The 22,353-nt window shown below is 67.3% G+C and carries 16 protein-coding genes, 1 tRNA gene and 3 pseudogenes; 14 read left to right on the top strand and 6 right to left on the bottom strand.

Annotated features, from left to right (window positions below; all coding sequences use genetic code 11):
• Window positions 1–32 precede the first annotated feature (32 nt).
• The 3 genes and pseudogenes from AAG689_RS02970 to AAG689_RS02960 all read left to right on the top strand — a co-directional run bounded on the left by AAG689_RS02970 (window position 33) and on the right by AAG689_RS02960 (window position 5,507).
• Window positions 33–986 carry a 2-hydroxyacid dehydrogenase gene (locus tag AAG689_RS02970; protein ID WP_406624692.1) on the top strand — a complete coding sequence of 318 codons (954 nt, stop codon included), beginning with the start codon at window positions 33–35 and terminating at the stop codon, window positions 984–986.
• A 2-nt stretch (window positions 987–988) separates the two neighbouring features.
• A pseudogene (locus tag AAG689_RS02965) lies at window positions 989–2,433 on the top strand (aldehyde dehydrogenase family protein).
• 23 nt (window positions 2,434–2,456) lie between these two features.
• Complete coding sequence (locus AAG689_RS02960; protein ID WP_406624691.1) at window positions 2,457–5,507, top strand: FAD-binding and (Fe-S)-binding domain-containing protein; 3,051 nt, start codon at window positions 2,457–2,459, stop codon at window positions 5,505–5,507.
• Here the strand turns inward: AAG689_RS02960 and AAG689_RS02955 are convergent.
• Window positions 5,491–7,881, bottom strand: coding sequence for a UvrD-helicase domain-containing protein (locus AAG689_RS02955; protein WP_406624690.1), 2,391 nt, complete (start codon window positions 7,879–7,881; stop codon window positions 5,491–5,493). The genes AAG689_RS02960 and AAG689_RS02955 overlap by 17 nt on opposite strands.
• A 16-nt stretch (window positions 7,882–7,897) precedes the next feature.
• Window positions 7,898–8,083 (bottom strand): annotated as a pseudogene (locus tag AAG689_RS02950) (RpiR family transcriptional regulator); the annotation flags it as partial.
• On the opposite strand from AAG689_RS02950, the pseudogene AAG689_RS02945 reads away from it, so the two are divergent.
• The 5 genes and pseudogenes from AAG689_RS02945 to AAG689_RS02925 all read left to right on the top strand — a co-directional run.
• Window positions 8,076–8,606, top strand: a pseudogene (locus tag AAG689_RS02945) (peptidase dimerization domain-containing protein); the annotation flags it as partial. The pseudogenes AAG689_RS02950 and AAG689_RS02945 sit on opposite strands and share 8 nt — an antisense overlap.
• 34 nt (window positions 8,607–8,640) lie before the next feature.
• Complete coding sequence (locus AAG689_RS02940) at window positions 8,641–9,642, top strand: tripartite tricarboxylate transporter substrate binding protein BugE (protein WP_406624689.1); 1,002 nt, start codon at window positions 8,641–8,643, stop codon at window positions 9,640–9,642.
• Window positions 9,643–9,678: 36 nt separating this feature from the next.
• Entirely contained in the window at window positions 9,679–10,401 is a 723-nt protein-coding gene (locus AAG689_RS02935) for a hypothetical protein (RefSeq protein ID WP_406624688.1), read from the top strand.
• Between the two features lie 158 nt (window positions 10,402–10,559).
• Complete coding sequence (locus AAG689_RS02930) at window positions 10,560–11,537, top strand: GMP reductase (protein ID WP_406624687.1); 978 nt, start codon at window positions 10,560–10,562, stop codon at window positions 11,535–11,537.
• Window positions 11,538–11,621: 84 nt separating this feature from the next.
• Window positions 11,622–11,697: transfer RNA gene (locus tag AAG689_RS02925), tRNA-Lys, on the top strand.
• A 387-nt stretch (window positions 11,698–12,084) separates the two neighbouring features.
• Here the strand turns inward: AAG689_RS02925 and infA are convergent.
• The 3 genes from infA to AAG689_RS02910 form a co-directional block, all read right to left on the bottom strand.
• Window positions 12,085–12,345 carry a translation initiation factor IF-1 gene (gene infA, locus AAG689_RS02920; protein WP_024001837.1) on the bottom strand — a complete coding sequence of 87 codons (261 nt, stop codon included), beginning with the start codon at window positions 12,343–12,345 and terminating at the stop codon, window positions 12,085–12,087.
• Window positions 12,346–12,372: 27 nt separating this feature from the next.
• On the bottom strand, window positions 12,373–12,588 hold the full coding sequence (locus AAG689_RS02915; RefSeq protein WP_406626272.1) for a hypothetical protein: 216 nt from the start codon (window positions 12,586–12,588) through the stop codon (window positions 12,373–12,375).
• 567 nt (window positions 12,589–13,155) lie between these two features.
• On the bottom strand, window positions 13,156–14,019 hold the full coding sequence (locus tag AAG689_RS02910; protein ID WP_406624686.1) for a c-type cytochrome: 864 nt from the start codon (window positions 14,017–14,019) through the stop codon (window positions 13,156–13,158).
• A gap of 65 nt (window positions 14,020–14,084) precedes the next feature.
• Between AAG689_RS02910 and AAG689_RS02905 the strand changes: the two genes are divergently transcribed.
• From AAG689_RS02905 to AAG689_RS02880, 6 genes are all read left to right on the top strand, one after another.
• The gene (locus AAG689_RS02905) at window positions 14,085–14,459 is read left to right on the top strand and encodes a c-type cytochrome (RefSeq protein WP_406624685.1); all 375 of its coding nucleotides are present in this window, start codon (window positions 14,085–14,087) and stop codon (window positions 14,457–14,459) included.
• Window positions 14,460–14,473: 14 nt separating this feature from the next.
• Window positions 14,474–15,382 carry a c-type cytochrome gene (locus AAG689_RS02900; RefSeq protein ID WP_406624684.1) on the top strand — a complete coding sequence of 303 codons (909 nt, stop codon included), beginning with the start codon at window positions 14,474–14,476 and terminating at the stop codon, window positions 15,380–15,382.
• Window positions 15,379–17,895 (top strand): cbb3-type cytochrome c oxidase subunit I, encoded by a 2,517-nt coding sequence (locus AAG689_RS02895; protein WP_406624683.1) that lies wholly within the window; start codon window positions 15,379–15,381, stop codon window positions 17,893–17,895. The genes AAG689_RS02900 and AAG689_RS02895 overlap by 4 nt, the downstream gene beginning before the upstream one ends.
• Before the next feature lie 88 nt (window positions 17,896–17,983).
• On the top strand, window positions 17,984–19,330 hold the full coding sequence (locus AAG689_RS02890) for a PQQ-dependent sugar dehydrogenase (RefSeq protein ID WP_406624682.1): 1,347 nt from the start codon (window positions 17,984–17,986) through the stop codon (window positions 19,328–19,330).
• Window positions 19,331–19,385: 55 nt separating this feature from the next.
• Window positions 19,386–21,212, top strand: a complete 1,827-nt coding sequence (locus tag AAG689_RS02885; protein WP_406624681.1) for a TonB-dependent receptor family protein — start codon at window positions 19,386–19,388, stop codon at window positions 21,210–21,212.
• A gap of 14 nt (window positions 21,213–21,226) precedes the next feature.
• Window positions 21,227–21,469, top strand: coding sequence for a hypothetical protein (locus AAG689_RS02880; RefSeq protein ID WP_406624680.1), 243 nt, complete (start codon window positions 21,227–21,229; stop codon window positions 21,467–21,469).
• A 21-nt stretch (window positions 21,470–21,490) separates the two neighbouring features.
• Here AAG689_RS02880 and AAG689_RS02875 read toward each other — a convergent pair whose 3' ends face one another.
• Complete coding sequence (locus AAG689_RS02875; protein ID WP_406624679.1) at window positions 21,491–22,273, bottom strand: IclR family transcriptional regulator C-terminal domain-containing protein; 783 nt, start codon at window positions 22,271–22,273, stop codon at window positions 21,491–21,493.
• Between the last annotated feature and the right edge of the window lie 80 nt (window positions 22,274–22,353).

Raw genomic sequence — 22,353 nt, 5'->3', positions numbered from 1 at the left:
CGGGCCTGCGTCTTTCCTTTCTTTCCTGCACGATGAAACCCCTGCTTCTCGTTCTCGTCTACCTCTCCGAAGAGCACCGCGCCCTCGTTGCGGAGCGCTTCGACATGATCTATGCGCCCAACGAGAACCTGGGCGCCGACCGCTCCAACGGCGCCGCCCAGATCGCCGCGCGCGGCCAGGACATCCGCGTGGTGCTGACCAACGGCACCAACGGCCTGCTCGCCGAGGAAATCGCCGCCCTGCCTGCGCTGGAGCTCATCTGCACCGTCGGCGTGGGATACGAAAACGTGAACCTGCGGGCAGCGCGTGCCCGCGGCATTCCCGTATGCAATGCCGCGGGCACCAACGACGCGGCCGTGGCCGACCATGCCATGGCCATCCTCCTGGCGGCCGTCCGGCGCGTCCCCTTCCTGAACAGCGGTGTACGCCACGGACTGTGGCGCGACGACATTCCAAGGCCTCCGCACGTCTCGGGCCGCAAGATGGGCATCTTCGGACTCGGCGCCATCGGCAAGCAGGTGGCCAGGCGGGCCTCGGGCTTCGACATGGAGATCGGCTACCACAGCCGCACGCGCCGCGACGAAACAGGCTACCGCTGGTTCGACGACATCGTGGGCCTGGCCCGCTGGTGCGACTTCCTGGTCATCGCCGCCCCGGGCGGCAAGGACACCTACCACGTCGTCAACCGCGAGGTGCTGGACGCGCTGGGGCCGCAAGGCGTCCTCGTCAACGTGGCACGCGGCACGCTGGTCGATACCCAGGCCGTGGCGGACGCCCTGGGCGAGCAGCGCATCTGGGCTGCGGCACTGGATTGCTACGAGAACGAGCCCACGCCTCCCGCTGCCCTGCTCGGGTTCGAGAACGCGGTGCTGACACCCCACATCGGAGGCATTTCGCCGCAGGCCATCCATGCTTCGGTGGTCCGCTTCCTGGAAAACGCCGAGCGGCACTTCGCCGGCCAACCCCTCCTGACGCCGGTGAGCTGAACATGCCTTACGAAAACCTCATCGCCGGCGCGTGGGTGGCCGGCGCACGGTACGGGCTCAACCGCAACCCGTCCGACCCCACGGACACGATCGGCGAGTTCGCGCAGGCCGATGCAGCCCAGCTCGACGCGGCGGTGGCAGCCGCCGAGGCGGCTTTCCCCGCATGGTCCACGGGCGGCATCCAGGCGCGCAGCGATGCCCTGGACCGCATCGGCGCGGAGATCCTGGCGCGCAAGGAGGAACTGGGCACCCTGCTGGCGCGCGAGGAAGGCAAGACGCGCTCCGAAGCCATCGCCGAAGTCACCCGCGCGGGCAACATATTCCGTTTCTTCGCCGGCGAATGCCTGCGGCTGGCGGGCGACACGCTGCCCTCGGTGCGCCCCGGAGTCGGCGTGGAAGTCACGCGCGAGCCCCTCGGCGTGATCGGCATCGTCACGCCGTGGAACTTTCCCATGGCCATTCCGGCCTGGAAGATCGCCCCCGCGCTGGCCTTCGGCAACTGCGTCGTGTTCAAGCCGGCCGACCTCGTTCCAGCCTGCGCCTGGGCGCTGGCCGAGATCGTCCACCGCAGCGGCATCCCGCCCGGGGTGTTCAACCTGGTCATGGGGCGCGGCAGCGTGATCGGAGACCCGCTCGTCACCCATCCCGGTATCGCGGCCGTGAGCTTTACCGGATCGGTCGAGGTGGGCAACCGCATCGCCGTCCAATGCGCGCAGCAGGGCAAGAAGGTGCAGCTCGAAATGGGCGGCAAGAACCCACAGGTGGTGCTCGACGATGCCGCCCTGGAGCCAGCGGTGGAACTCTGTGCGCAGAGCGCTTTTTCTCCACGGGGCAGCGCTGCACCGCCTCCAGCCGGCTCATCGTCACGGAAGGCATCCACGACCGCTTCGTCGCGGCCCTCGCGGCACGCATGTCCCGCCTACAGATCGGTGATGCGCTGGCGACAGGAACAGACATCGGCCCCGCTGCCAGCGAAGCGCAGCTGGAGCAGGACTTGCGCTACATCGGCATCGCGCAAGACGAGGGCGCCACGCTGGCGGCCGGTGGCGCGCGGGTGGCATGCCATACCGGCAGTGGCAAGGTGGGCTATTTCATTGCACCCACGCTGTTCACGGATACGGCGCCCGCCATGCGGATCAACCGAGAGGAAGTCTTTGGCCCTGTGGCGAGCGTCATCCGTGTCCGCGACTACGACGAAGCCCTGGCCGTCGCCAACGACACGGAGTTCGGCCTGTCGGCCGGCATCGCCACGACCAGCCTCAAGCACGCCACGCATTTCAAGCGCCACGCCCAGGCCGGCATGGTGATGGTCAACCTGCCCACTGCAGGGGTGGACTACCACGTGCCCTTTGGCGGGCGCAAAGGATCGAGCTACGGCTCGCGCGAACAAGGACGCTATGCCCAGGAATTCTTCACTACGGTGAAGACGGCCTACACGATGGCGTGAAACTGCGCCCCCTCCCACCACCGATGATCGCCCACGTTCCACCGCCCGCCACGACCGCATCGATCTACCGCGATTTCCTGCAAGCGCTCGCGGACGAAGGCTTTGCAGGAGACATCAGCGCCCGGTATGCCGACCGCGTCGTGCTCTCGACCGACAACTCCCTCTACCAGCGCCTGCCGCAGGCCGTGGTGTTTCCCCGCCATGCCGCCGACGTCGCCCTGCTGGCACGGCTCGCCGCGCAGCCGCCCCACCGGCGCATCGTGCTCACGCCGCGCGGTGGCGGCACCGGCACCAACGCGCAGTCGCTGACGGATGGCATCGTGGTGGATCTGTCCCGCCACATGAACCGCATCCTGCACGTCGATGCAGCCAGGCGTCGCGTGCGGGTGGAAGCAGGCGTGGTGAAGGACCAGCTCAATGCGGCGCTCAAGCCGCATGGGCTTTTCTTCGCGCCCGAACTCTCCACCAGCAACCGGGCCACCATTGGCGGGATGATCGCCACGGACGCCAGCGGCCAGGGCAGTTGCACCTATGGCAAGACCCGCGATCACGTGCTGGCGCTCGACTGCATCCTGCTCGGCGGCGAACGCTTCGAGAGCCAGGCGCTGGATCCGGCAGAACTGCACGCCAGGCAGGCACGCACGGATCGGGTCGGCGAGGTGCACCGCTGCGCAGACGGCATTGCCCGAACCCAGGGTGCCTTGATCGAAGCCAAATTCCCCCGGCTCAACCGTTGCCTCACGGGTTACGACCTGGCCCATCTGCGCGAGCCCGACGGCCGCTTCAACCTCAACAGCGTGCTTTGCGGTGCCGAAGGGTCGCTCGGTTTCGTGGTGGAGGCCGAGCTCAACGTCCTGCCGATTCCACGCTATGCCGTGCTCGTCAACATCCGCTATGCGTCCTTCATGGATGCGCTGCGCGATGCACAGGCCCTGATGGCGCACCGGCCGCTCTCGATCGAGACCGTCGACTCCAAGGTGCTGCTGCTGGCCATGCAGGACATCGTCTGGGGCCAGGTGGAGGCCTACTTTCCCCAGTCCCCCGATGCGGACACGCGCGGCATCAACCTCGTGGAATTCAGCGGCGACGACCCCGGCGAAGTCGACGCGCGCGTAGCAGCCTTCGCGGAGCATCTCAAGACCGACGCCGGCGTCTGCCGCCTCGGCCACACGCTGGCCAATGGCCATGCCGCAGTCGAGAAGGTCTATGCAATGCGCAAGCGCGCCGTGGGATTGCTGGGCAACGTGCAGGGCGAAGCGCGGCCACAGCCCTTTGTCGAGGACACCGTGGTGCCGCCCGAGCGCCTGGCAGACTACATCGCCGAATTCCGTGCCCTGCTCGATGCGCACGGTGTGTCCTACGGCATGTTCGGCCACGTGGACGCCGGCGTGCTGCACGTGCGGCCCGCGCTGGACATGAAGGACCCCGCCCAGGCCGCCAAGGTGCGCACCATTTCCGACGGCGTCGTGGCCCTCACGCAGAAACACGGCGGACTTCTGTGGGGCGAGCACGGCAAGGGCGTGCGCAGCGAATACGCCCCGCAGTTCTTCGGCCCGCTCTATCCAGCGCTGCAGCAGCTCAAGGCAGCCTTCGACCCTCACAACCAGCTCAACCCCGGGAAAATCGCCACGCCGGCCACCACGCCGGATGCAGCCTTGCTGCGGATCGATGGCGTCGCGACGCGCGGCGAAGCGGATCGCACGATCGACGAGCGTGTCTGGCGCAGCCACGGCACGGCGATGCACTGCAACGGCAACGGCGCCTGCTACAACTTCGACCCCGACGATGCGATGTGCCCGTCATGGAAAGGCACGCGCGAACGCCGCCACTCCCCCAAGGGCCGCGCCTCGCTTCTGCGCGAATGGCTGCGCCTGCAGAACGCGGCGGGCATCGACGTGCTGCGCCGTCCCGGCTCCGGAGCGTTGGCCTTCCTGGGCGGGCTGCCCCGGCGCTGGCGCAACAGCAGGGACCCGCGCCAGCGAGACGACTTCTCGCACGAGGTCTACGAAGCCATGGCTGGCTGCCTGGCCTGCAAGTCGTGCGCCGGGCAGTGCCCGGTGAAGGTGAGCGTGCCTGAATTCCGGTCTCGCTTCTTGGAGCACTACCACGCCCGCTACCTGCGTCCGCTCAAGGACTATCTCATCGGCTCGCTCGAATTCACCATCCCTTGGCTGGCCCGCGCACCCCGCCTCTACAACGGCCTGATGGGCCACCCTCGGCTAGGCAGCTGGCTCGCGCGGCATGCCGGCATGGTCGACAGCCCGCTGCTGGCTCGCTTCGACCTCCACACCACGCTGCGGCGCCTGGATGTACGCACCGCGTCGCCCGCCACCCTGGCCGCGCTGCCCGCGCAAGAGCGCGCGCGCAGCATAGTCCTGGTGCAGGATGCGTTCACACGCTGGTTCGAGACACCACTCTGGGCAGCGTTCATCGAGCTGGCCGCCCACCTGGGATACACGGTGTACCTGGCGCCCTTCCGGCCGAACGGAAAGCCGCTGCATGCGCAAGGGTTCCTGCAGCCCTTCGAGCGTGCGGCCCGGCGCAATGCGGACCAGCTCCGAGCGCTGGCCGCGAGCGGCATTCCCCTCGTGGGGCTGGACCCGGCCATGACGCTGGTCTACCGCCAGGAGTACCTGCAGGTGGAAGCAGCCGTTCCTCAGGTACTGCTGCCGCAGGAGTGGCTGATCCAGGCACTGCGCCCGCGCCCGGCGGCGGCTTCTTTGCAGGCGCCAGTGCCGCAATACCGGCTGCTCGCGCATTGCACGGAGAAGACCACGGCGCCCCACAGCACCGCCCAGTGGCCGCAGGTGTTCGCTCTCGCGGGCCTGGCACTGCGAATGCAAGCCAGCGGCTGCTGCGGCATGTCGGGCACCTACGGCCATGAGTCGCGCAATCTGGCGATGTCGAAAACCATTTTCGAACAATCGTGGGGACGGCTGCTCGATGCGCCAGCCGACGGCGGCGAACTGCTGGCGACGGGCTATTCCTGCCGCAGCCAGACGGCCCGCCTGCGCGGCCAGCGGCTGCGGCATCCCATCGAGGTGCTGCTGGAAGCGCTCAGTCCACCACGGTGAGCTTGGCCACCGACAGCGCCAGCCATTTGGTCCCGTGGCGCGGGAAGTTCACCTGCGCGCGCGCGTCGGGGCCTGCGCCTTCGATGGCCAGCACCTTGCCTTCGCCGAACTTGGTGTGGAACACCGCCAGGCCCACGCGCAGGCCGTGCGAGGGCTCCTCCTTGCGCGGCGGCACGGGCGGGCTGGAAAAATTCTCGGACTTGAAGCCGAATCGGCCTCCAGCGCTTGACTGATAAGCGCCACCAGCTCCTGAATTGGGAGCAAAAGAACCGAACCCCGGCTGCTTGGGCGTGAGCCACTTGAGCGCTTCCTCGGGCAGCTCGTCGAAGAAGCGGCTCTTGACGTTGTAGCGCGTCTGCCCATGCAGCATGCGCGTCTGCGAGTGGCTCAGGTACAGGCGCTTGCGCGCGCGGGTGATGGCCACGTACATCAGTCGGCGCTCTTCCTCCAGGCCATCGCGGTCGCTCATGGCGTTCTCGTGCGGGAACAGGCCTTCTTCCATGCCGCCGATGAACACGCAGTCGAACTCCAGGCCCTTGCTGGCGTGCACGGTCATGAGCTGCACCGCGTCCTGCCCGGCCTGGGCCTGGTTGTCGCCAGCTTCGAGCGCAGCGTGAGTCAGGAAGGCGGCCAGTGGCGAGAGGGTTTCGCCGGTGTCGGCGTCCACGATGCCGGGCGCGTTCAGCAGCGGCGCATCGGGATCGAGCCCCTGGCTCGCGGGGCTTTGGGTCAGCGGGCGCTGCTCATCGATCGGCAGAGCCACGGCGTCCTTGCCGAAGCCTTCCTGAGTGACGAAACTCTCGGCGGCATTCACCAGTTCGTCCAGGTTCTCCAGCCGGTCGGCGCCTTCCTTCTCGTTGCGGTAGTGCTCGACGAGGCCGCTGGCTTCGAGCATCTGCCCGATGATGCCGCGCAGCGTCTGGCCCTGCGTCTGCTCGCGCATCACGTCGACCAGCGCGACGAAAGCGCCCAGATTGGCCCCGGCCTTGCCGGGCACGGCGCTCACCGCGTCGTGCAGCGAGCAGCCGCTGGTGCGCGCCGCGTCCTGCAGCGTCTCCAGCGTGCGCGCGCCGATGCCGCGCGCGGGGAAGTTCACCACGCGCAGGAAGCTGGTGTCGTCGTGCGGGTTCTCCAGCAGGCGCAGGTAGGCCAGCGCGTGCTTGATCTCGGCGCGCTCGAAGAAGCGCAGGCCGCCGTAGACACGGTAGGGCACGCTGGCGTTGAACAGCGCCGATTCGATCACGCGGCTTTGCGCGTTGCTGCGGTAGAGCACGGCGATCTCGCTGCGCGCCATGTCGCCCTCGCGCACGAGCTGCTTGATCTCGTCCACCATCCACTGCGCCTCGGCCAGGTCGCTGCTGGCCTCGTAGACGCGCACGGGTTCGCCCGGGCCCTGCGTGGTGCGCAGGTTCTTGCCCAGGCGGCGGCTGTTGTGGGCGATCAGCGCGTTGGCCGAATCGAGGATGTTGCTGTAGCTGCGGTAGTTCTGCTCCAGCTTGATCTGGCGCTGCACGGCGAACTCGCGCACGAAGTCCTGCATGTTGCCCACGCGCGCGCCGCGGAAGGCGTAGATGCTCTGGTCGTCGTCGCCCACGGCGATCACGCTGCCTTGCGTGACCAGCGTGCCGTCCACCACGTCGCCCGCGAGCTGCTTGAGCCAGGCGTACTGCAGCTTGTTGGTGTCCTGGAACTCGTCCACCAGGATGTGCTGGAAGCGCCGCTGGTAGTGCGCGCGCACCGGGTCGTTGTCGCGCAGCAGCTCGAAGCTGCGCAGCATCAGCTCGCCGAAGTCCACCACGCCTTCGCGCTGGCACTGCTCCTCGTAGAGCTGGTACAGCTCCACCTTCTTGCGCGTGTCGGCGTCGCGCGCCTCCACGTCGCGCGGGCGCAGGCCCTCCTCCTTGCAGCCGCCGATGAACCAGGTGAGCTGCTTGGGCGGAAAGCGCTCCTCGTCGACGTTGAACTGCTTGCAGAGGCGCTTGACGGCCGAGAGCTGGTCCTGCGTGTCCAGGATCTGGAACGACTGCGGCAGCCCCGCCAGCTTGTGGTGCGCGCGCAGCATGCGGTTGCACAGGCCGTGGAAGGTGCCGATCCACATGCCGCGCACGTTGATGGGCAGCAGGGCCGACAGGCGCGTGAGCATCTCCTTGGCCGCCTTGTTGGTGAAGGTGACGGCCAGGATGCCGCCCGGCGTGGCATGGCCGCTTTGCAGCAGCCAGGCGATGCGCGTGGTGAGCACGCGCGTCTTGCCAGAGCCCGCACCCGCCAGGATCAGCGCATGGCCGGCGGGTAGGGTGACGGCTGCGAGCTGTTCGGGGTTGAGGTTGTGCAGCAGGGGCGACTGGGCGTCGGAAAACGGGGCGAGAGGGGACATGCGGCGATTGTGCACGTCAGCGCCTGCGCCGCGCGGGCGCCGCCGTGCGCAGCCCATCCACGGCGTCGGTCTCGAAGCGCTTCCACAGCGCGTCGCGCCGCTGGAGGGTCTGCGCCACTTCGCCATGCCGCAGCTGCGCCACGGCCGACACCAGCGCGTTGCCCAGGAAGAACGCGGCGGTGTAGGAGTCGAACGCGCACGCGGGTATCAACCCCGCGCAGGGCGCGAGCGCCATCGACGCGCTGACGTGCAAGATCGTCGCGCTGCACGCGCTGACCGATTCACAGCCCGGCGTGACGCTGAACGTGGGCTTCGTGCAGGGCGGCATGGCCTCCAACGTGGTCGCACCGCTGGCGCGCACGCACCTGGATCTGCGCTACACGGCCGAAAACGACCTGGACGCCATCCTGGCGCGCATCCGCGCCATCGTGGAAGAAGAGTCGCTGCCGCGCACCAGCGGCCGCATCGTGGCCCAGACCGGCACGCTGCCCATGGCGACGCCCTGCTGCAGGCCTACCAGCGCAGCGCAGGTGGGCTTCGCCGTGGAGGACGAATTCACCGGCGGCGCGGCCGACAGCGGCATCACCTCGTCCATGGGCATCCCCTCGCTGTGCGCGCTGGGGCCCATGGGCGGCTACGCCCACAGCGAGCGCGAGTTCTGCGACCTGTCCACCTTCGTGCCGCGCGCACAGGCGCTGGCGCTCACGCTGCTGGCGCTGGACTGAAACCGGCACGCCCCCTTCCATTTCCCTTTTCACCATGTCCGCACCTCACATGCACTCCGTTGACACCTCCGTAGCCACGCGCCGCCAGATGCTCGGCGCCGGCATGGCCCTGGCCGCCTGGGCCGCCGACGACAAGTACCTTACGCGCCCCATCACCCTGGTCGTGCCCTTCCCACCCGGAGGCCCGGTGGACGTGATGGCGCGCATGTACACCGAATCGCTGGGCCGCCTGCTCGGCGTGCCCATGGTGGTGGACAACAAGCCCGGCGCCGGCGGCTCCATCGGCACCCAGTTCGTGGCCCGTGCCAAGGCCGACGGCTACACGCTCGTGGTCTCGTCGCAGAGCAGCCACCTGGCCAACCCGCTGGTGCAGCCCAACCTGGGCTACGACCCGATCAAGGACTTCGAGAACATCGCCATGCTCGGCCGCCAGCCCAACGTGCTGGCCGTGCACCCGAGCGTGCCTGCCAAGACCTTCGCCGAGTTCGTGGCCTACCTGAAGGAGCGCCCCGGCCAGGTCAATTTCGGCAGCGCGGGCGCGGGCAGCATGGGCCAGCTCAATGCCGAGGCCTTCCTGCTCGCGGCGAACGCCAAGGCCACGCACATCCCCTACCGCGGCGGCTCGCCGCACGTCACCGCGCTGCTGAGCAACGAGGTGCAGTTCGTGCTGGACAACCTGGTCGTGTTCCTGCCGCACATCCAGGCCGGCAAGCTGCGCGCCCTGGCCGTGGTCGCGCCCACGCGCGTGCCCCAGCTGCCCGACGTGCCGACCTTCGCGGAACTGGGCCACCCCGACCTGAACCTGACCTCGTGGACCGGCATCGCCGCGCCCGCGGGCACGCCGGCGGCCATCGTGGCCAAGATCCACAAGGCCATCCGCACGGCCGCCACCGAGCCTGCGATGGTCGAGCACCTCAAGACCCGCGGCGTGATCCCGCCGGAAGAAATGACGCCCGCCGCGTTCGAGAAGATGATGGCCGAGCGCCTCGTCTCCTACGGCGAGGTGGTGCGCCGCGCCAACGTGCGCCCCGAGTAGCAGCCGCGCCCCGCGCGGATGTGGGAACATGGCGCCATGCCATGGCCCTCCTATCGCGCATCACGCGTCTTGCTTGCCGCCGCGCTGGCTGCCGGTGCAGGCGGGGCGCATGCCCAGCCGGGCTGCTCCAGCGATGGCCAGCCGCCGGTGGCAGCGCTGTACGAGCGTTTCCTCAGCGCGGACTGCGAGGCCTGCTGGGCACAGCCCGCCGCAGCCCGCACGCCAGGCCCTTCCGCGCTGCTGATCGACTGGATCGTGCCCGGCACGCAGGGCGACGAGGCGCCGCTGTCTGCCGCCGCCACGCGCGACGCACTTGAGCGGCTGCAGGCCATCGCCCGCCCCCTGCCCACACACACCGACACGCATGTGGATGCCGTGCCGCCCTTGCCCGCCCCGGCCCTGCTGCGCGTGGCCCAGGGGCCGGCGGTGGGGGACTACCTGGGCACCAGCCTGCGCTTTATCCCGCCGCGCACGCCAGGCGGCACCTCATACCAGCTCACGCTGCTGATGCTGGAGGCCGTGCCCGCCAGGGCGGAAGGCAGCCCTGTGGCCAGGAATATCGTCAGAAATGCCTTCTCGGGCTTGCTGGACAAGCGCCACCAGCTCCCGAAACAGGAGCAAGAGGGCTGGCTGGAGATCCGCCCCATGGGCATTCCCGAGGGCGCCCGGCGCGAACGGCTGCGCGTGGCCGCCTGGGTGCACGACCCGGCCGGCCGCCTGGTGGCCGCCGCACAAACCCATTGCGCGGCGGGACATTGACGGCAGGCGCCGCGCCGCGCGGGTAGAATCAATCACCGGGCCCAAGTTTCTTGCGCCCGGTTTTTTTGTGCCCGCGCGGCCAGGAACCGGAGCCAAGCCAAGCGCCCCATCGCTCGCGAAATCCCTTGCGCGCGACCCCCACAGGAGCTTGGAACCTCATGGAAATCTTCGATTACGACAACATCCTGCTGCTGCCGCGCAAGTGCCGCGTGGAAAGCCGCTCGGAATGCGACGCCAGCGTGGAGCTGGGCGGCCGCAGCTTCAAGCTGCCGGTCGTGCCCGCCAACATGAAGACGGTGGTGGACGAAAAGATCTGCACCGTCCTGGCGAAGAGCGGCTACTTCTACGTGATGCACCGCTTCGACCTGGACAACGTGCAGTTCGTGCGCGACATGCAGGCGCAAGGCTGCTTCGCCTCGATCTCGCTGGGCGTCAAGCAACCCGACTACGACACCGTGGACCGCTTCGTGGCCGAGGGCCTGTGCCCCGAATACATCACCATCGACATCGCCCATGGCCATGCCGACAGCGTGAAGGCCATGATCGGCTACCTCAAGGAAAAGATTCCCGCAGCCTTCGTGATCGCCGGCAACGTGGGCACGCCCGAGGCCGTGATCGACCTGGAGAACTGGGGCGCGGACGCGACCAAGGTCGGCATCGGCCCCGGCAAGGTGTGCATCACCAAGCTCAAGACCGGCTTCGGCACGGGCGGCTGGCAGCTCTCGGCGCTCAAGTGGTGCGCGCGCGTGGCCACCAAGCCCATCATCGCCGACGGCGGCATCCGCAGCCACGGCGATATCGCCAAGAGCGTGCGCTTCGGCGCCACCATGGTCATGGTGGGCTCGCTGTTCGCCGGCCACGAGGAATCGCCCGGCAAGACCGTCGAGGTGGACGGCGAGCTGTACAAGGAGTACTACGGCTCGGCCTCGGACTTCAACAAGGGCGAATACAAGCACGTGGAAGGCAAGCGCATCCTCGAGCCCATCAAGGGCAAGCTGGCCGACACGCTCGTCGAGATGGAGCAGGACATCCAGAGCTCCATCAGCTACGCGGGCGGCAAGAAGCTCATGGACATCCGCAAGGTGAACTACGTGATCCTGGGCGGGGACAACGCCGGCGAACACTTGCTGATGTGATTTTTTGTGGCCTCTTTGCCAGAGCCCTAAAAAATTAGTGCATAATTCATAGCTGTGCTGCAGCGCAGCAGCTCTGAACAGAGCGGGCTCTTAGCTCAGTTGGTAGAGCAGCGGACTCTTAATCCGTTGGTCGAAGGTTCGAATCCTTCAGGGCCCACCAACATACAAGTCGCAAGACAACGAAAGCCGACGCTATCAAACAGATAGCGTCGGCTTTTTTTCTATTTGTCGACACAGCCTCAGACATTTCTGACGTATGCCAGACTCCCCAAGCTCTTCGAAGGCAGCCATCCAAGCCTCGCAATGGTCGAGCTGCCTTCGGCAAGTGGAACCTAATGAGGCCTCGTAGGTGAGGTTTCGTACGCTTTCCGGAACCTAAAGCTTACCTTCCTTGCATAGAGACATCGAAGAGGCTGCGCGCGGTCACTCCTTCAGCGCCCCTCCCTGATACCTTCACTCAAGCTCTATTCAAACCCAGGAGACACTCCATGTTGCATGGGTAGTGGGTCAGGCACGATCCTAGCCAGTTCCCACGAGAAAAGTGGGATCACCTACGACGTGGCACAGGGGAGCTAGTACGCGTCCTGTTCTCGATGTGACGGAATGTCACCCGGCCTTTGCTGAGGTCATACGGCGACATTTCAAGCGTCACACGATCACCCGCCAGGATGCGAATGCGGAATTTGCGCATCTTGCCACCGGTATATGCAATGAGCTGATGGCCGTTTTCGAGAGTCACCCGGTAGCGTGCATCAGGCAGGACCTCATCAATCTTCCCCTGCATTTCAATCAGTTCTTCTTTGGCCACGTTACTCCTTAAAGGTGAAGGGGCTTATCAGCCCAATTGGTTCAGTTGCACCATGCTTCGCCCCTGCGCCAGGGCATACTGGACTGCTTGGATATCGCAGGTGAAGCGAGGTACGAAGCGGAAAATCCGGTCGTACATTCCTCGGCGAATAGAAACGGAAGCGGCAATACCGGCATCGGTAAGTTTTGTAAGCGGTGTGACGATGTATTCGCCAACGCGCTCGGTGTATTGTTTTTCGAGCATTTCGGACTGACAGGCCCTCGCCACCCGGCGTCCCATCAGGCTAATCAAAAAGAAGAAGAAGTTCTGCTGCGCGATGACACAGGGACAGACGTGTGCGAATCCTGAAAAGGAGATGAGAGCCCACAAAGGGCCTACTGCCAAGGGGAGCGACAGCCGGCAGACTTTCAGAAGAATCGCAGCGGATGATGGTCAATATGCTGTCAGACGAGTACCACCTAAGCAAAACGATGGGTGGCATCCCAGGAAATTATACGCAAAAACATCGAATTAAGCAATTTTTTATTTCATAAAAGCATAACGCACAAGTGTTCTACGGCAACCACTGCCCAGTCGTCCCCTCCAAGAGCACCGCCACATGTCCCTCTCACCCACCCGCCTCGCCATCTAAAGCAGCGTTTACCGCTTTGCACTCGCGCATCAGCGCTAGACGTCATTTGACGAGCACGCCACACGGGGCGGCAGCACCAGCGATGCCTCGTCCGCCGCAGCCACTGCGCAGAAGTATGCAGTTGCATGCTCAGCGTCAACCGAGGTAGCGTGCTTTTTTCTTTGTCTGCCCATGCGGGCTCAGTGCAGCGACAGCAGGTAGGCGGCCATATCACGGGCATCCTGTGGCGCGACGCCGAGCTCTGGCATGGCGGTGCCTGGCTTCACCTTCTGCGTGTGCATCAGCCACAAGGCCAGATTCTCCTGGGACATTGGCAGAGTTCCCGCAATGAGCGTGCGGCGCGCCAGCGTGTCGAGTGGGGGGCCCACGAAGGCAGGACTTCCGGTCACCCCGGGGATGCTGTGGCAAGCCGAGCATGCGTGCTGGTGGAGCGCCTGCTGCCCGCGCCGCAGGTCTGCTGGCCGTGCAGGCGGAGGTGCCGCCGCTGGGCTGCCGCACACAGGTACAGCGCTTTCGTCCTGCGCCCGTTGCTGCCATTGGGCATATTCCGCGGCATTCAGCGCGGGCAGGCGCTGCATGAAGGCCACCAGCGCCCATATCTCCCCATCGGCCAGCCGGTGTTCCCAGGCAGGCATGCCGGTCATCTTGAGGCCATGGCGCACCAGCCAGTACAGTTCGCGCGGCCGCCAGTGCTGCGTGGCATCGACCAAGGGGCCTGGCAGCGGCTGCATGCTCTGGCCGATATCGCCCTGGGCGACGCCTGGCGCGCCATGGCACTGCACGCACTTGCTGCGAAAGCATGCGGCGCCGCGCAGCGCCATGCGCTCGTCGGCGAGCGGGGGCTCCTGGACGTTCCTGGCCCGCAGGCGCACGGACTGGCGCATGGCGGTATCCAGCACGGAATAGGTGATCTGCCAATGCTGGCGCGTGGCGGACACATCGTAGAGCCCGCTATAGACAACCAGCACGCCGCCTGCCAGGACCGACACAGCCAGCCCGGCAGCCGCAGCAGCAACGATCAGAAACAACTTGGCTCGGGACATTTGGCTGCATTCTGGGTGCCCTGCAAGAACCCGTGCGTCAGAATGCGCCGATGGAGTCTTGGGCCATGCTGAACAAGCCCCTTGTGCACCGCGCATGGTCGATGGCCCCTGCCCTGCTGCCCGCTCTGCTCGCGGGCTTGGTGCATGCGCAGCCCCACGAAACCAGCGTGGAACGCGGCAAGGCGCTCCTCGCCCAGTACCAGTGCAGCTCCTGCCACGCCATCCCCGGCGTTCCTGCTGCGCGCGGCACCGTGGCGCAAACGCTCGGGGGCTGGAGTCGGCGCAGCTACATCGCAGGCCGTCTGCAGAACCTCCCCGATGTGCTTGCACGCTGGATCACCGATCCTCAGGCCCTGGTGCCCGGCACCGCCATGCCTGCCATGGGGGTGCCGCCTGCCGACGCTCAGGCCATGGCGGCCTATCTCTTTTCGCTGGAATGAGGATGGGTGGCGCCATGCACTCCGTGGGGGACGCGGCCCGCGCCATCGAAACCGTCACCTGGGTGCTACTGGGCGGTGGCACGGCCATCTTCGCGGGCACGATGCTGCTGCTGGCGTGGGCGCTGCGGCGGCAGACCGGACGCCGCGTCGATGCACGCCTGTGGATCTGGGGAGCGGGCGTGGCCTTTCCGGCCACCGCCCTGGCTGCGCTGTTTGCCTGGTCCCTGCCGTTCACGCCCCCATGGAAGCCCGCGCCGCCCCCAGACGCCCTGGTCGTGGCCGTGAAGGCCCATATGTGGTGGTGGGAGGTCCGCTACCGCGACCCGGCTTCCGGCACCGACATCGTGACAGCGAACGAAATCCGCATCCCCGTGGGCCGCCCTGTGTACCTGGCGCTCACCAGTGCCGACGTGATCCACAGCTTCTGGGTGCCGCAGCTCGCGGGCAAGATGGACATGCTGCCGGGGCGCATGCAGCACCTGCTGGTCAGCGCACCCGAACCGGGTGTATGGCGCGGCCAGTGCGCCGAGTTCTGCGGCGAGCAGCATGCACGGATGGCCCTGCACGTGGTGGGCCTGGAGCCTCAGGCCTTCGACGCATGGCTCGCCGGGCAGGTACAACCCGCAGCGGCCCCGGCATCACCGCTGCTGCAGCAAGGCCGCGCTGCCTTCCTGGCGCAGCGCTGCAACGCCTGCCACACCGTGCGCGGCGCGGACGCCGACGGCCGCCTGGGACCGGACCTCACGCACGTCGGCAGCCGCCTGCACCTGGGGGCTGGCACGCTGCCCAACACCGCCCAGGCCAGCGCGCAGTGGATGGCGCACGTCCAGCAGCTCAAGCCGGGAGCCCGCATGCCCTCTTACGACCGGCTGGACGATCCTACTTTGCGGGCCATAGGGGCGTGGCTGGAGTCCTTGCAATGACGCAGACGCCCGACGGGTTGCCCAACGCATTGCCCCGCCCCGACGGAGAACTCGACGCATTGCAGCGGGCATGGAAGCCCCCGTCTGGATGGCGCAGGCTCTCCGCGGTGAACAACAGCCACATCGGTGTCTACTACCTCGCCACGGCCCTGCTGTTCTTCGTGCTGGCGGGGGTATTGGCCCTGGTCATGCGCACGCAGCTCGCGCTTCCCGGCAACTCCGTGGTGGAAGCCGGCACCTACAACCAGCTCTTCACGCTGCATGGCTCGGTGATGATGTTCCTGTTCGCCGTGCCCGTGGTCGAGGCCGTTGCCGTCTGGCTGCTGCCCAACATGCTCGGCGCCCGCGACCTGCCCTTTCCCCGGCTGTCAGCCTATGCCTTCTGGGCCTACGCCTTTGGCGGCATCGCCTTCTTCTGCACGGTTTTCTTCGGCGCCTCGCCCGATGGCGGCTGGTTCATGTACCCGCCACTCACCGGCAAGGAATACTCCCCCGGCATCGGTGCCGACTGGTGGCTGCTGGGCATCGGCTTCATCGAGATCTCCGCGATTGCCGGAGCCATCGAACTGATCATCGGCATCCTCTTCACGCGCGCGCCGGGCATGACGCTGGGCCGGATGCCTCCCTTCGCCTGGGCCGTTCTGGTCGCCGCGCTCATGGTGATCTTCGCCTTTCCCGCGCTCATCGCCGGCACCCTGCTGCTGGAGCTGGAGCGCGCGTTCGACTGGCCGTTCTTCATCCCCGCGCGGGGCGGCGATCCGCTGCTGTGGCAGCACCTGTTCTGGTTCTTCGGCCACCCCGAGGTCTACATCATCTTCCTGCCCGCGGCGGGCATGGTGTCGATGATGGTGCCGGTGATGGCGGGCACCACCCTCGTGGGCTACCGCGCCATCGTCTGGGCGCTGGCCGCGGTAGGCGCCATCAGCTTCCTGCTGTGGATGCACCACATGTTCACGGCGGGCCTGGGGCCGCTGGCGATGCACATCACCTCCATCGCCAGCTTCGCGGTCTCGATTCCTAGCGCCGTGCAGGTGTTCGCCTGGATCGCCACTTTCTGGAAAGGCCGCGTGCGCATGGTAGTGCCGTCGCTGTTCCTGCTGGGCTTTCACTTCATCTTCGTGCTGGGCGGCCTCACAGGAGTGATGCTGGCCGTTCTGCCGTTCGACTGGCAAGCACACGACAGCTATTTCGTGGTGGCCCACCTGCACTACGTGCTGGTGGGCGGGCTGGTGTTTCCGCTGTTCGCAGCCCTCTACTACTGGGCTCCCTTGTACAACGGACACCGGCTGTCGGAGCGCATCGGACGCTGGGGTTGCGGCCTGATGTTCGGCGGCTTCAACCTGGCGTTCTTCCCCCTGCACATCGTCGGTCTGGCCGGCATGCCGCGGCGGGTCTACACCTATGCCGAAGGACTGGACTGGACGCTCTGGAACGCGCTCTCCACGGCAGGGGCGTATGTGTTCGCCGCGGGTGTACTGCTGTGCCTGACCGACCTGGTACGCACGCTCGTGCGCCCCCGCCGCGAGCACGGCGACCCATGGAAGGCAGACTCGCTGGAGTGGCTGCCCCAGGGCGACTATGGCGTGCGCAGCATCCCCCAGGTGGCGTCGCGGGAGCCGCTGTGGGAACAGCCTGCGCTGCCTGCAGAGGTGGCCGCAGGGCGCCACTGGCTGCCCGGCACCGTGTTTGGCGGGCGCGAGACCCTGGTGACCAGCCCCGTGCGCGCCCACGTCACCCACCTGCTGCGCCTGCCCGGCGACGGCTGGGCGCCGTTCGTGGCGGCAGCGGGGACCGCAGGGTTCTTCCTGCTGCTGACCGTGGCATGGATCGTTCCGGCCTTCATCGCGGGAGGCATCTCGCTGGGCGCCATGCTCATCTGGCTCTGGGGTTCAGACCGACCGCCGCCCCGCGATATGGCGGCCATCGGCGCTGGCGTGAGCGTTCCCGCCACCGCCAGCGGACGTGCATCCCACTCGTGGTGGGCCATGGTGATCTTGCTCGCGGTGGACAGCACCGTCTTCGCCTCGTTCGGGTTTGCCCACATCCATGTGTCGATGGCGCTCGACGTATGCCCACCGCCCGGCGCGCGCCTGCCGGAGGGCGGCCTTTGGGCTGCGGCCCTGCTGGGCCTGGCATCCGCATTGATGGCCTGGGCGGTGCACAGCATGAAGCACGCCAGGCAGCGCGCGCTGCGTCTGGCGGTGGTGCTCGCCCTGGCCAGCGCGCTGGGCGCCATGGCTCTCGACTGGGGCATGCACCTGCAGGCGGGCCTGTCGCCCCGTGCCAACGCCTGGAGCGCCACGGTCGCCGCACTGCTGGCCTGGCAGTGCTTCCATGGCCTGGTGCTGCTGGTCATGGGCAGCTATGTGCTGGCCCGGTCCTGGACAGGCAAGCTGCGCCAGGACGCACGGGCGACGCTGGACAACACCGCGCTGATGTGGCACGGCGCCGTGGCCCAGTCTCTCATCGGCATGGCTCTGGTGCGTTGGCTGCCCTCGTGGATGGGCACCTGAGGCACCAGGACGCTCGTCCGTCCCCGCGCGGCCACGGTGGCGGCCTTGGCCTACACCTGCGGCCAAGGCACCTTCCCATACTGCGTCCATGAAAACGCCCACCCGCCCCTTGCCTCCGTACCGGCCCTGGTGGCCCGTGCTGGCGTTGCTCGCCGGCTCCATGGCCAGTGCGGCGGCACAGCAGTCCGCTCCTGCGGGCGTAGGTCCCAACCCTCCGCTGCCCGCACCGGACAAGGACGGGCTGATTCCCACCGTGAACATCGCACCCGCCGAGCGTTGGCCGGAGGGCGTGATGCCGCAAGCCCCCGCCGGCTTCAAGGTCACGGCCTTCGCGGCAGGGCTGGACCACCCGCGCTGGGTCTACACCCTGCCCAACGGCGATGTGCTGGTGGCCGAGAGCAACAAGCCGCCCCCTGAGGAAGGAGCCAAGAACGTGCACGCCGATGGCCTGCGCGGCAAGGCCATGGGCATGGTGATGAAGCGTGCAGGCGCGGGAACGCCCAGCGCCGACCGCATCACCCTGCTGCGGGACGCCGATGGCGACGGCGTGGCCGAGACGCGGTCCGTGTTCATGAAGGATCTGTTCTCCCCGTTCGGCATGGCATTGATAGGCGAGCAGCTCTATATCGCCAATGCGAACGCCATCGTCAAGGTGGCGTACAAGGCGGGGCAGACCGCTATCACCGCCGCGCCCACCAAAGTCACCGACCTGCCCGCCGGTGCCAACCACCACTGGACCAAGAACATCATCGCCAGCGCCGACGGCAGCAAGCTCTATGCGACGGTGGGCTCCAACAGCAACATCGCCGACAACGGCATGGAAGCCGAGCAGGGGCGCGCCGCCATCTGGGAAGTGGATCTGGCCAGCGGCAGCAAGCGCCTGTTCGCCAGCGGCCTGCGCAACCCCAACGGCCTGGGCTGGGAGCCGCACAGCAAGGCCCTCTGGACCGTGGTGAACGAGCGCGACGAGCTCGGCAACGACCTGGTGCCCGACTACCTCACGTCGGTGAAGGACGGCGCCTTCTATGGCTGGCCCTGGAGCTACTGGGGCCAGCATGTGGACGAGCGGGTCAAGCCGCCCAACCCGGACATGGTGGCCAAGGCCATCGCGCCGGACTATGGGCTGGGCGCCCACGTGGCGCCCCTGGGCCTGGCGTTCTCGAATGCCCGCATGCCACAGCAGTACGCGAGTGGCGCATTCATCGGCCAGCACGGTTCCTGGAACCGCAAGGAACTGACGGGCTACAACGTCGTGTTCGTGCCCTTCGCCGACGGCCGGCCCTCGGGGCCCCCCACGCCTTTCCTGAGCGGGTTCCTGAGCAAGGACGGCAAAGCCTATGGCCGCCCGGTGGGCGTGGCACTGGACGGCAAGGGCGCGCTGCTGGTGGCCGATGACGTAGGCAATGCCATCTGGCGTGTGGTCCGCGCCGAGTGAAAGCCGCGCAAGCCACCGTCGCTCCATTGCCGTGCCGCCGACATTGCCGCCTTTTGTGCACCGCACCTGCCTGCTGGCGCTGGCAGGTGGCGCCTGTGCGGCTGCGCATGCCGCCGATCCGGCCGATGCTGCGGAGCAGCCCACCCTCGACACCGTGGAAGTGATCGACAGCAGCCAGGCGCAACGCCGTTTCGACAGCGCCGCCAGCTACAGCAGCGTGTCGGTGGACGGCTTCACAGCCCCCACTCCCCTGGTACACCTCTCGGAGTTGCTGGAAGGACAAGCGGGGGTGGTAGCGCAGGACCGCGGCAACTATGCGCAGGATCTCCAAATTGCCGTGCGGGGCTTCGGGACCCGCTCCACATTCGGCGTACGGGGCGTTCGCATCCTCGTTGACGGCATTCCCGCAACCATGCCGGACGGCCAGGGCCAGGCCGCCACGGCCCACCTGCCTTCGGCCGCGCAGATCGACGTGCTGCGCGGCCCGCTGGCGCAGCTGTACGGCAATGCGGCCGGTGGCGTGGTGCAGGTCACCACGCGCGATCCGCGGCCGGGGGGTGCAGCACAGGCGGGCATGGCCATGGGCTCTTATGGCCAGCGGCTGCTGGATGCATCGCTGGACTTCGGCAGCGAGCGCCTGGGTGGCCTGGTGGACCTTTCGCATTTCCAAATCGACGGCTGGCGCGCGCACAGCGCCGCCCGTCGCACCCACTTCAATGGCAAGCTCGTGGCCCGGCCCGATGGGCAAACGCGGATCACCGCCTTGCTCAACCTGTACGACCAGCCCCTGGCGCAGGATCCCCTGGGCCTGACGCAGGACCAGATGCACGGCGACCCACGCCAGACTGCCTCCGTGGCTGCGGCATTCAACACCCGTAAAGCAGTGGGTCAGAACCAGCTGGGCGTGGTGCTGGAGCAGCAGCTCAACGCCACTGACAGCGTGCAGCTGCGCGCCTACGGGGGTATGCGCCAACTCACCCAGTACCTGTCCTTCAGCGGTGCTGCCGCGAACAGTGCCGGAGGCGTAGTGGATCTGGACCGCAGCTACTACGGCGTGGGTGCGACCTGGACGCGCTCCATGCGCCTCGCCTCCGGACTGCCGCTGACCTGGACAGCGGGCGTGGAAGCACACCGCATGTCCGAACACCGCCAGGGATTCGTGAACGAGCAAGGCCGCATGGGCGCTCCACGGCGCAATGAGCGTGACCGGGCCGGCAATACCGACCTGTATGCCCAGGTGGACACTTGGCTCTCCGCCCGCTGGCGCGCCATTGCCGGGCTGCGCGCAAGCCAGGTGCGCGTGCAGGTGGACGACCGGCATATCGCTGCGGCGAATCCCGACGACAGCGGCAGCCGCACCTGGCGCCACACCAGCCCGATGCTAGGCCTTGTGTGGAGCGCCACCGATGCGTGGAACCTCTATGCGAACGTAGGCCGCGGTTTCGAGACACCGACACTCAGCGAGATGGCCTACAGCCTGGGCAACACCGGGCCCAACTACGGCCTGTCCGCGGCGCGCAGCACGCAGTGGGAAGTGGGCGCCAAGTGGCGCGGCACACGCCAGCAGTTGGAACTGGCCTGGTTCGATACGCGCAGCCGCGGAGAAATCGTGCCGGTGGAAACCGTCAATGGCCGCTCCATCTTCCAGAACGTGGACAACGTGCGGCGCCGGGGCCTGGAGCTGGCATGGCGTGCCACCTGGGGCGCATGGTCGCCCCGCGCGAGCTACACCTACCTGGACGCCTATTTCGGCCATGCCTACACCGGCGCGGGCGGCGTGGCCGTGGCTGCGGGCAACCAGCTGCCGGGCACCGCGCGGCATGCCGCCCAACTGGCGCTCGACTACGCTCCGGCCCCCGCTGGCGCATCGGAGGCACGCTGAGCCTGTCGGGACGCGTGTTTGCCAACGACACCAACTCCGCATCGTCAGCGGGCTTCGCCGTGGCAGGCCTGCATGCTGGCTACCAGCGGAGAGAAGCTACCGCCGGCAGCCCGCGCTGGCAGTTCTGGGCCCGGCTCGACAATCTCCTGGACCGCCGGTATGCGGGCACGCTGATCGTGAACGATGGCAATGGCCGTTTCTTCGAACCTGCCGCTGGCAGGCGGCTGATGGTGGGCGCAAGGGCCCAGTTCCTCTAGACAGCATCCGGGACAGGGACCTCAATCGGCAAGCCCGCGCCCGATCTGCTGCGCCATTTCCTGCAGTTTGGGCAAGAAGGCTGCCTCGATCGATGCGAGCGGGTGCCGAGCCAGGCTCAGGCTGGTCGTCAAGGCCGCAGTCACGCTCCCCGCCCGGTCCTTGATGGGGACGGCCAGGCCGCAGACGCCCAGTTCCAACTGTTCGCTGGCCAGTGCATGTCCGCACGCACGCGCTTGCGCGATCGCATGCGCCAGTGGCTCCCTGTCCGCGAGCGTCCACTCCGTCAAGCGCTCGAACGGCGCCTGCGCCAAATATTCCTGGAGTTCCTGGTCGGACAGATAGCCCAGCAGCACATGGCCGCTCGATGTGGCGTGGGCCGGCAACCGCTCGCCGGTAGACAGCCGCCGGGAGATGGGGCTGCGCATCTCGGCGCGCGCCACATAGACCACATCAGTCCTGTCCAGCACGGACACCGTGCAAATCTCTCCCACATCGCGCGCAAACGCCTCCAGGAAAGGGGCAGCGACCTCCCGCAGCGACAGCGAGCCCAGGTAGGAGTAGCCGATGTCCAGCACGGCGGGCGTCAGGGAAAAGAACCGCCCATCGACGCGCGCATAGCCCAGCGTGACCAGGGTGTGCAGCAACCGCCGCGCCCCGGCCGGCGTGAGCCCGGCGCGTTCCGCCACCTCGGAGAGCGTCAGCTCACTGTGCCCCGGGCCAAAGGCCCGGATGACGGCCAAGCCCCGCGCAAAGGCTTCTACGAACGAATCACTGCCCTTGGGTAAACCCTTGATCTCTGTCATGAATTTTGTACTACCATTTAATTCGTTAGGCGAAATTATTTTCGATTGTCGAAATTTACCAGTGTTCAGCGAGGAATCCC

The sequence above is a fragment of the Acidovorax sp. SDU_ACID1 genome (assembly GCF_045291395.1).
In the GTDB taxonomy this organism is placed as follows: domain Bacteria; phylum Pseudomonadota; class Gammaproteobacteria; order Burkholderiales; family Burkholderiaceae_C; genus MR-S7.
Note: the sequence above shows the minus strand (reverse complement) of the source record. Positions and strands in the feature narration are given on the sequence as shown.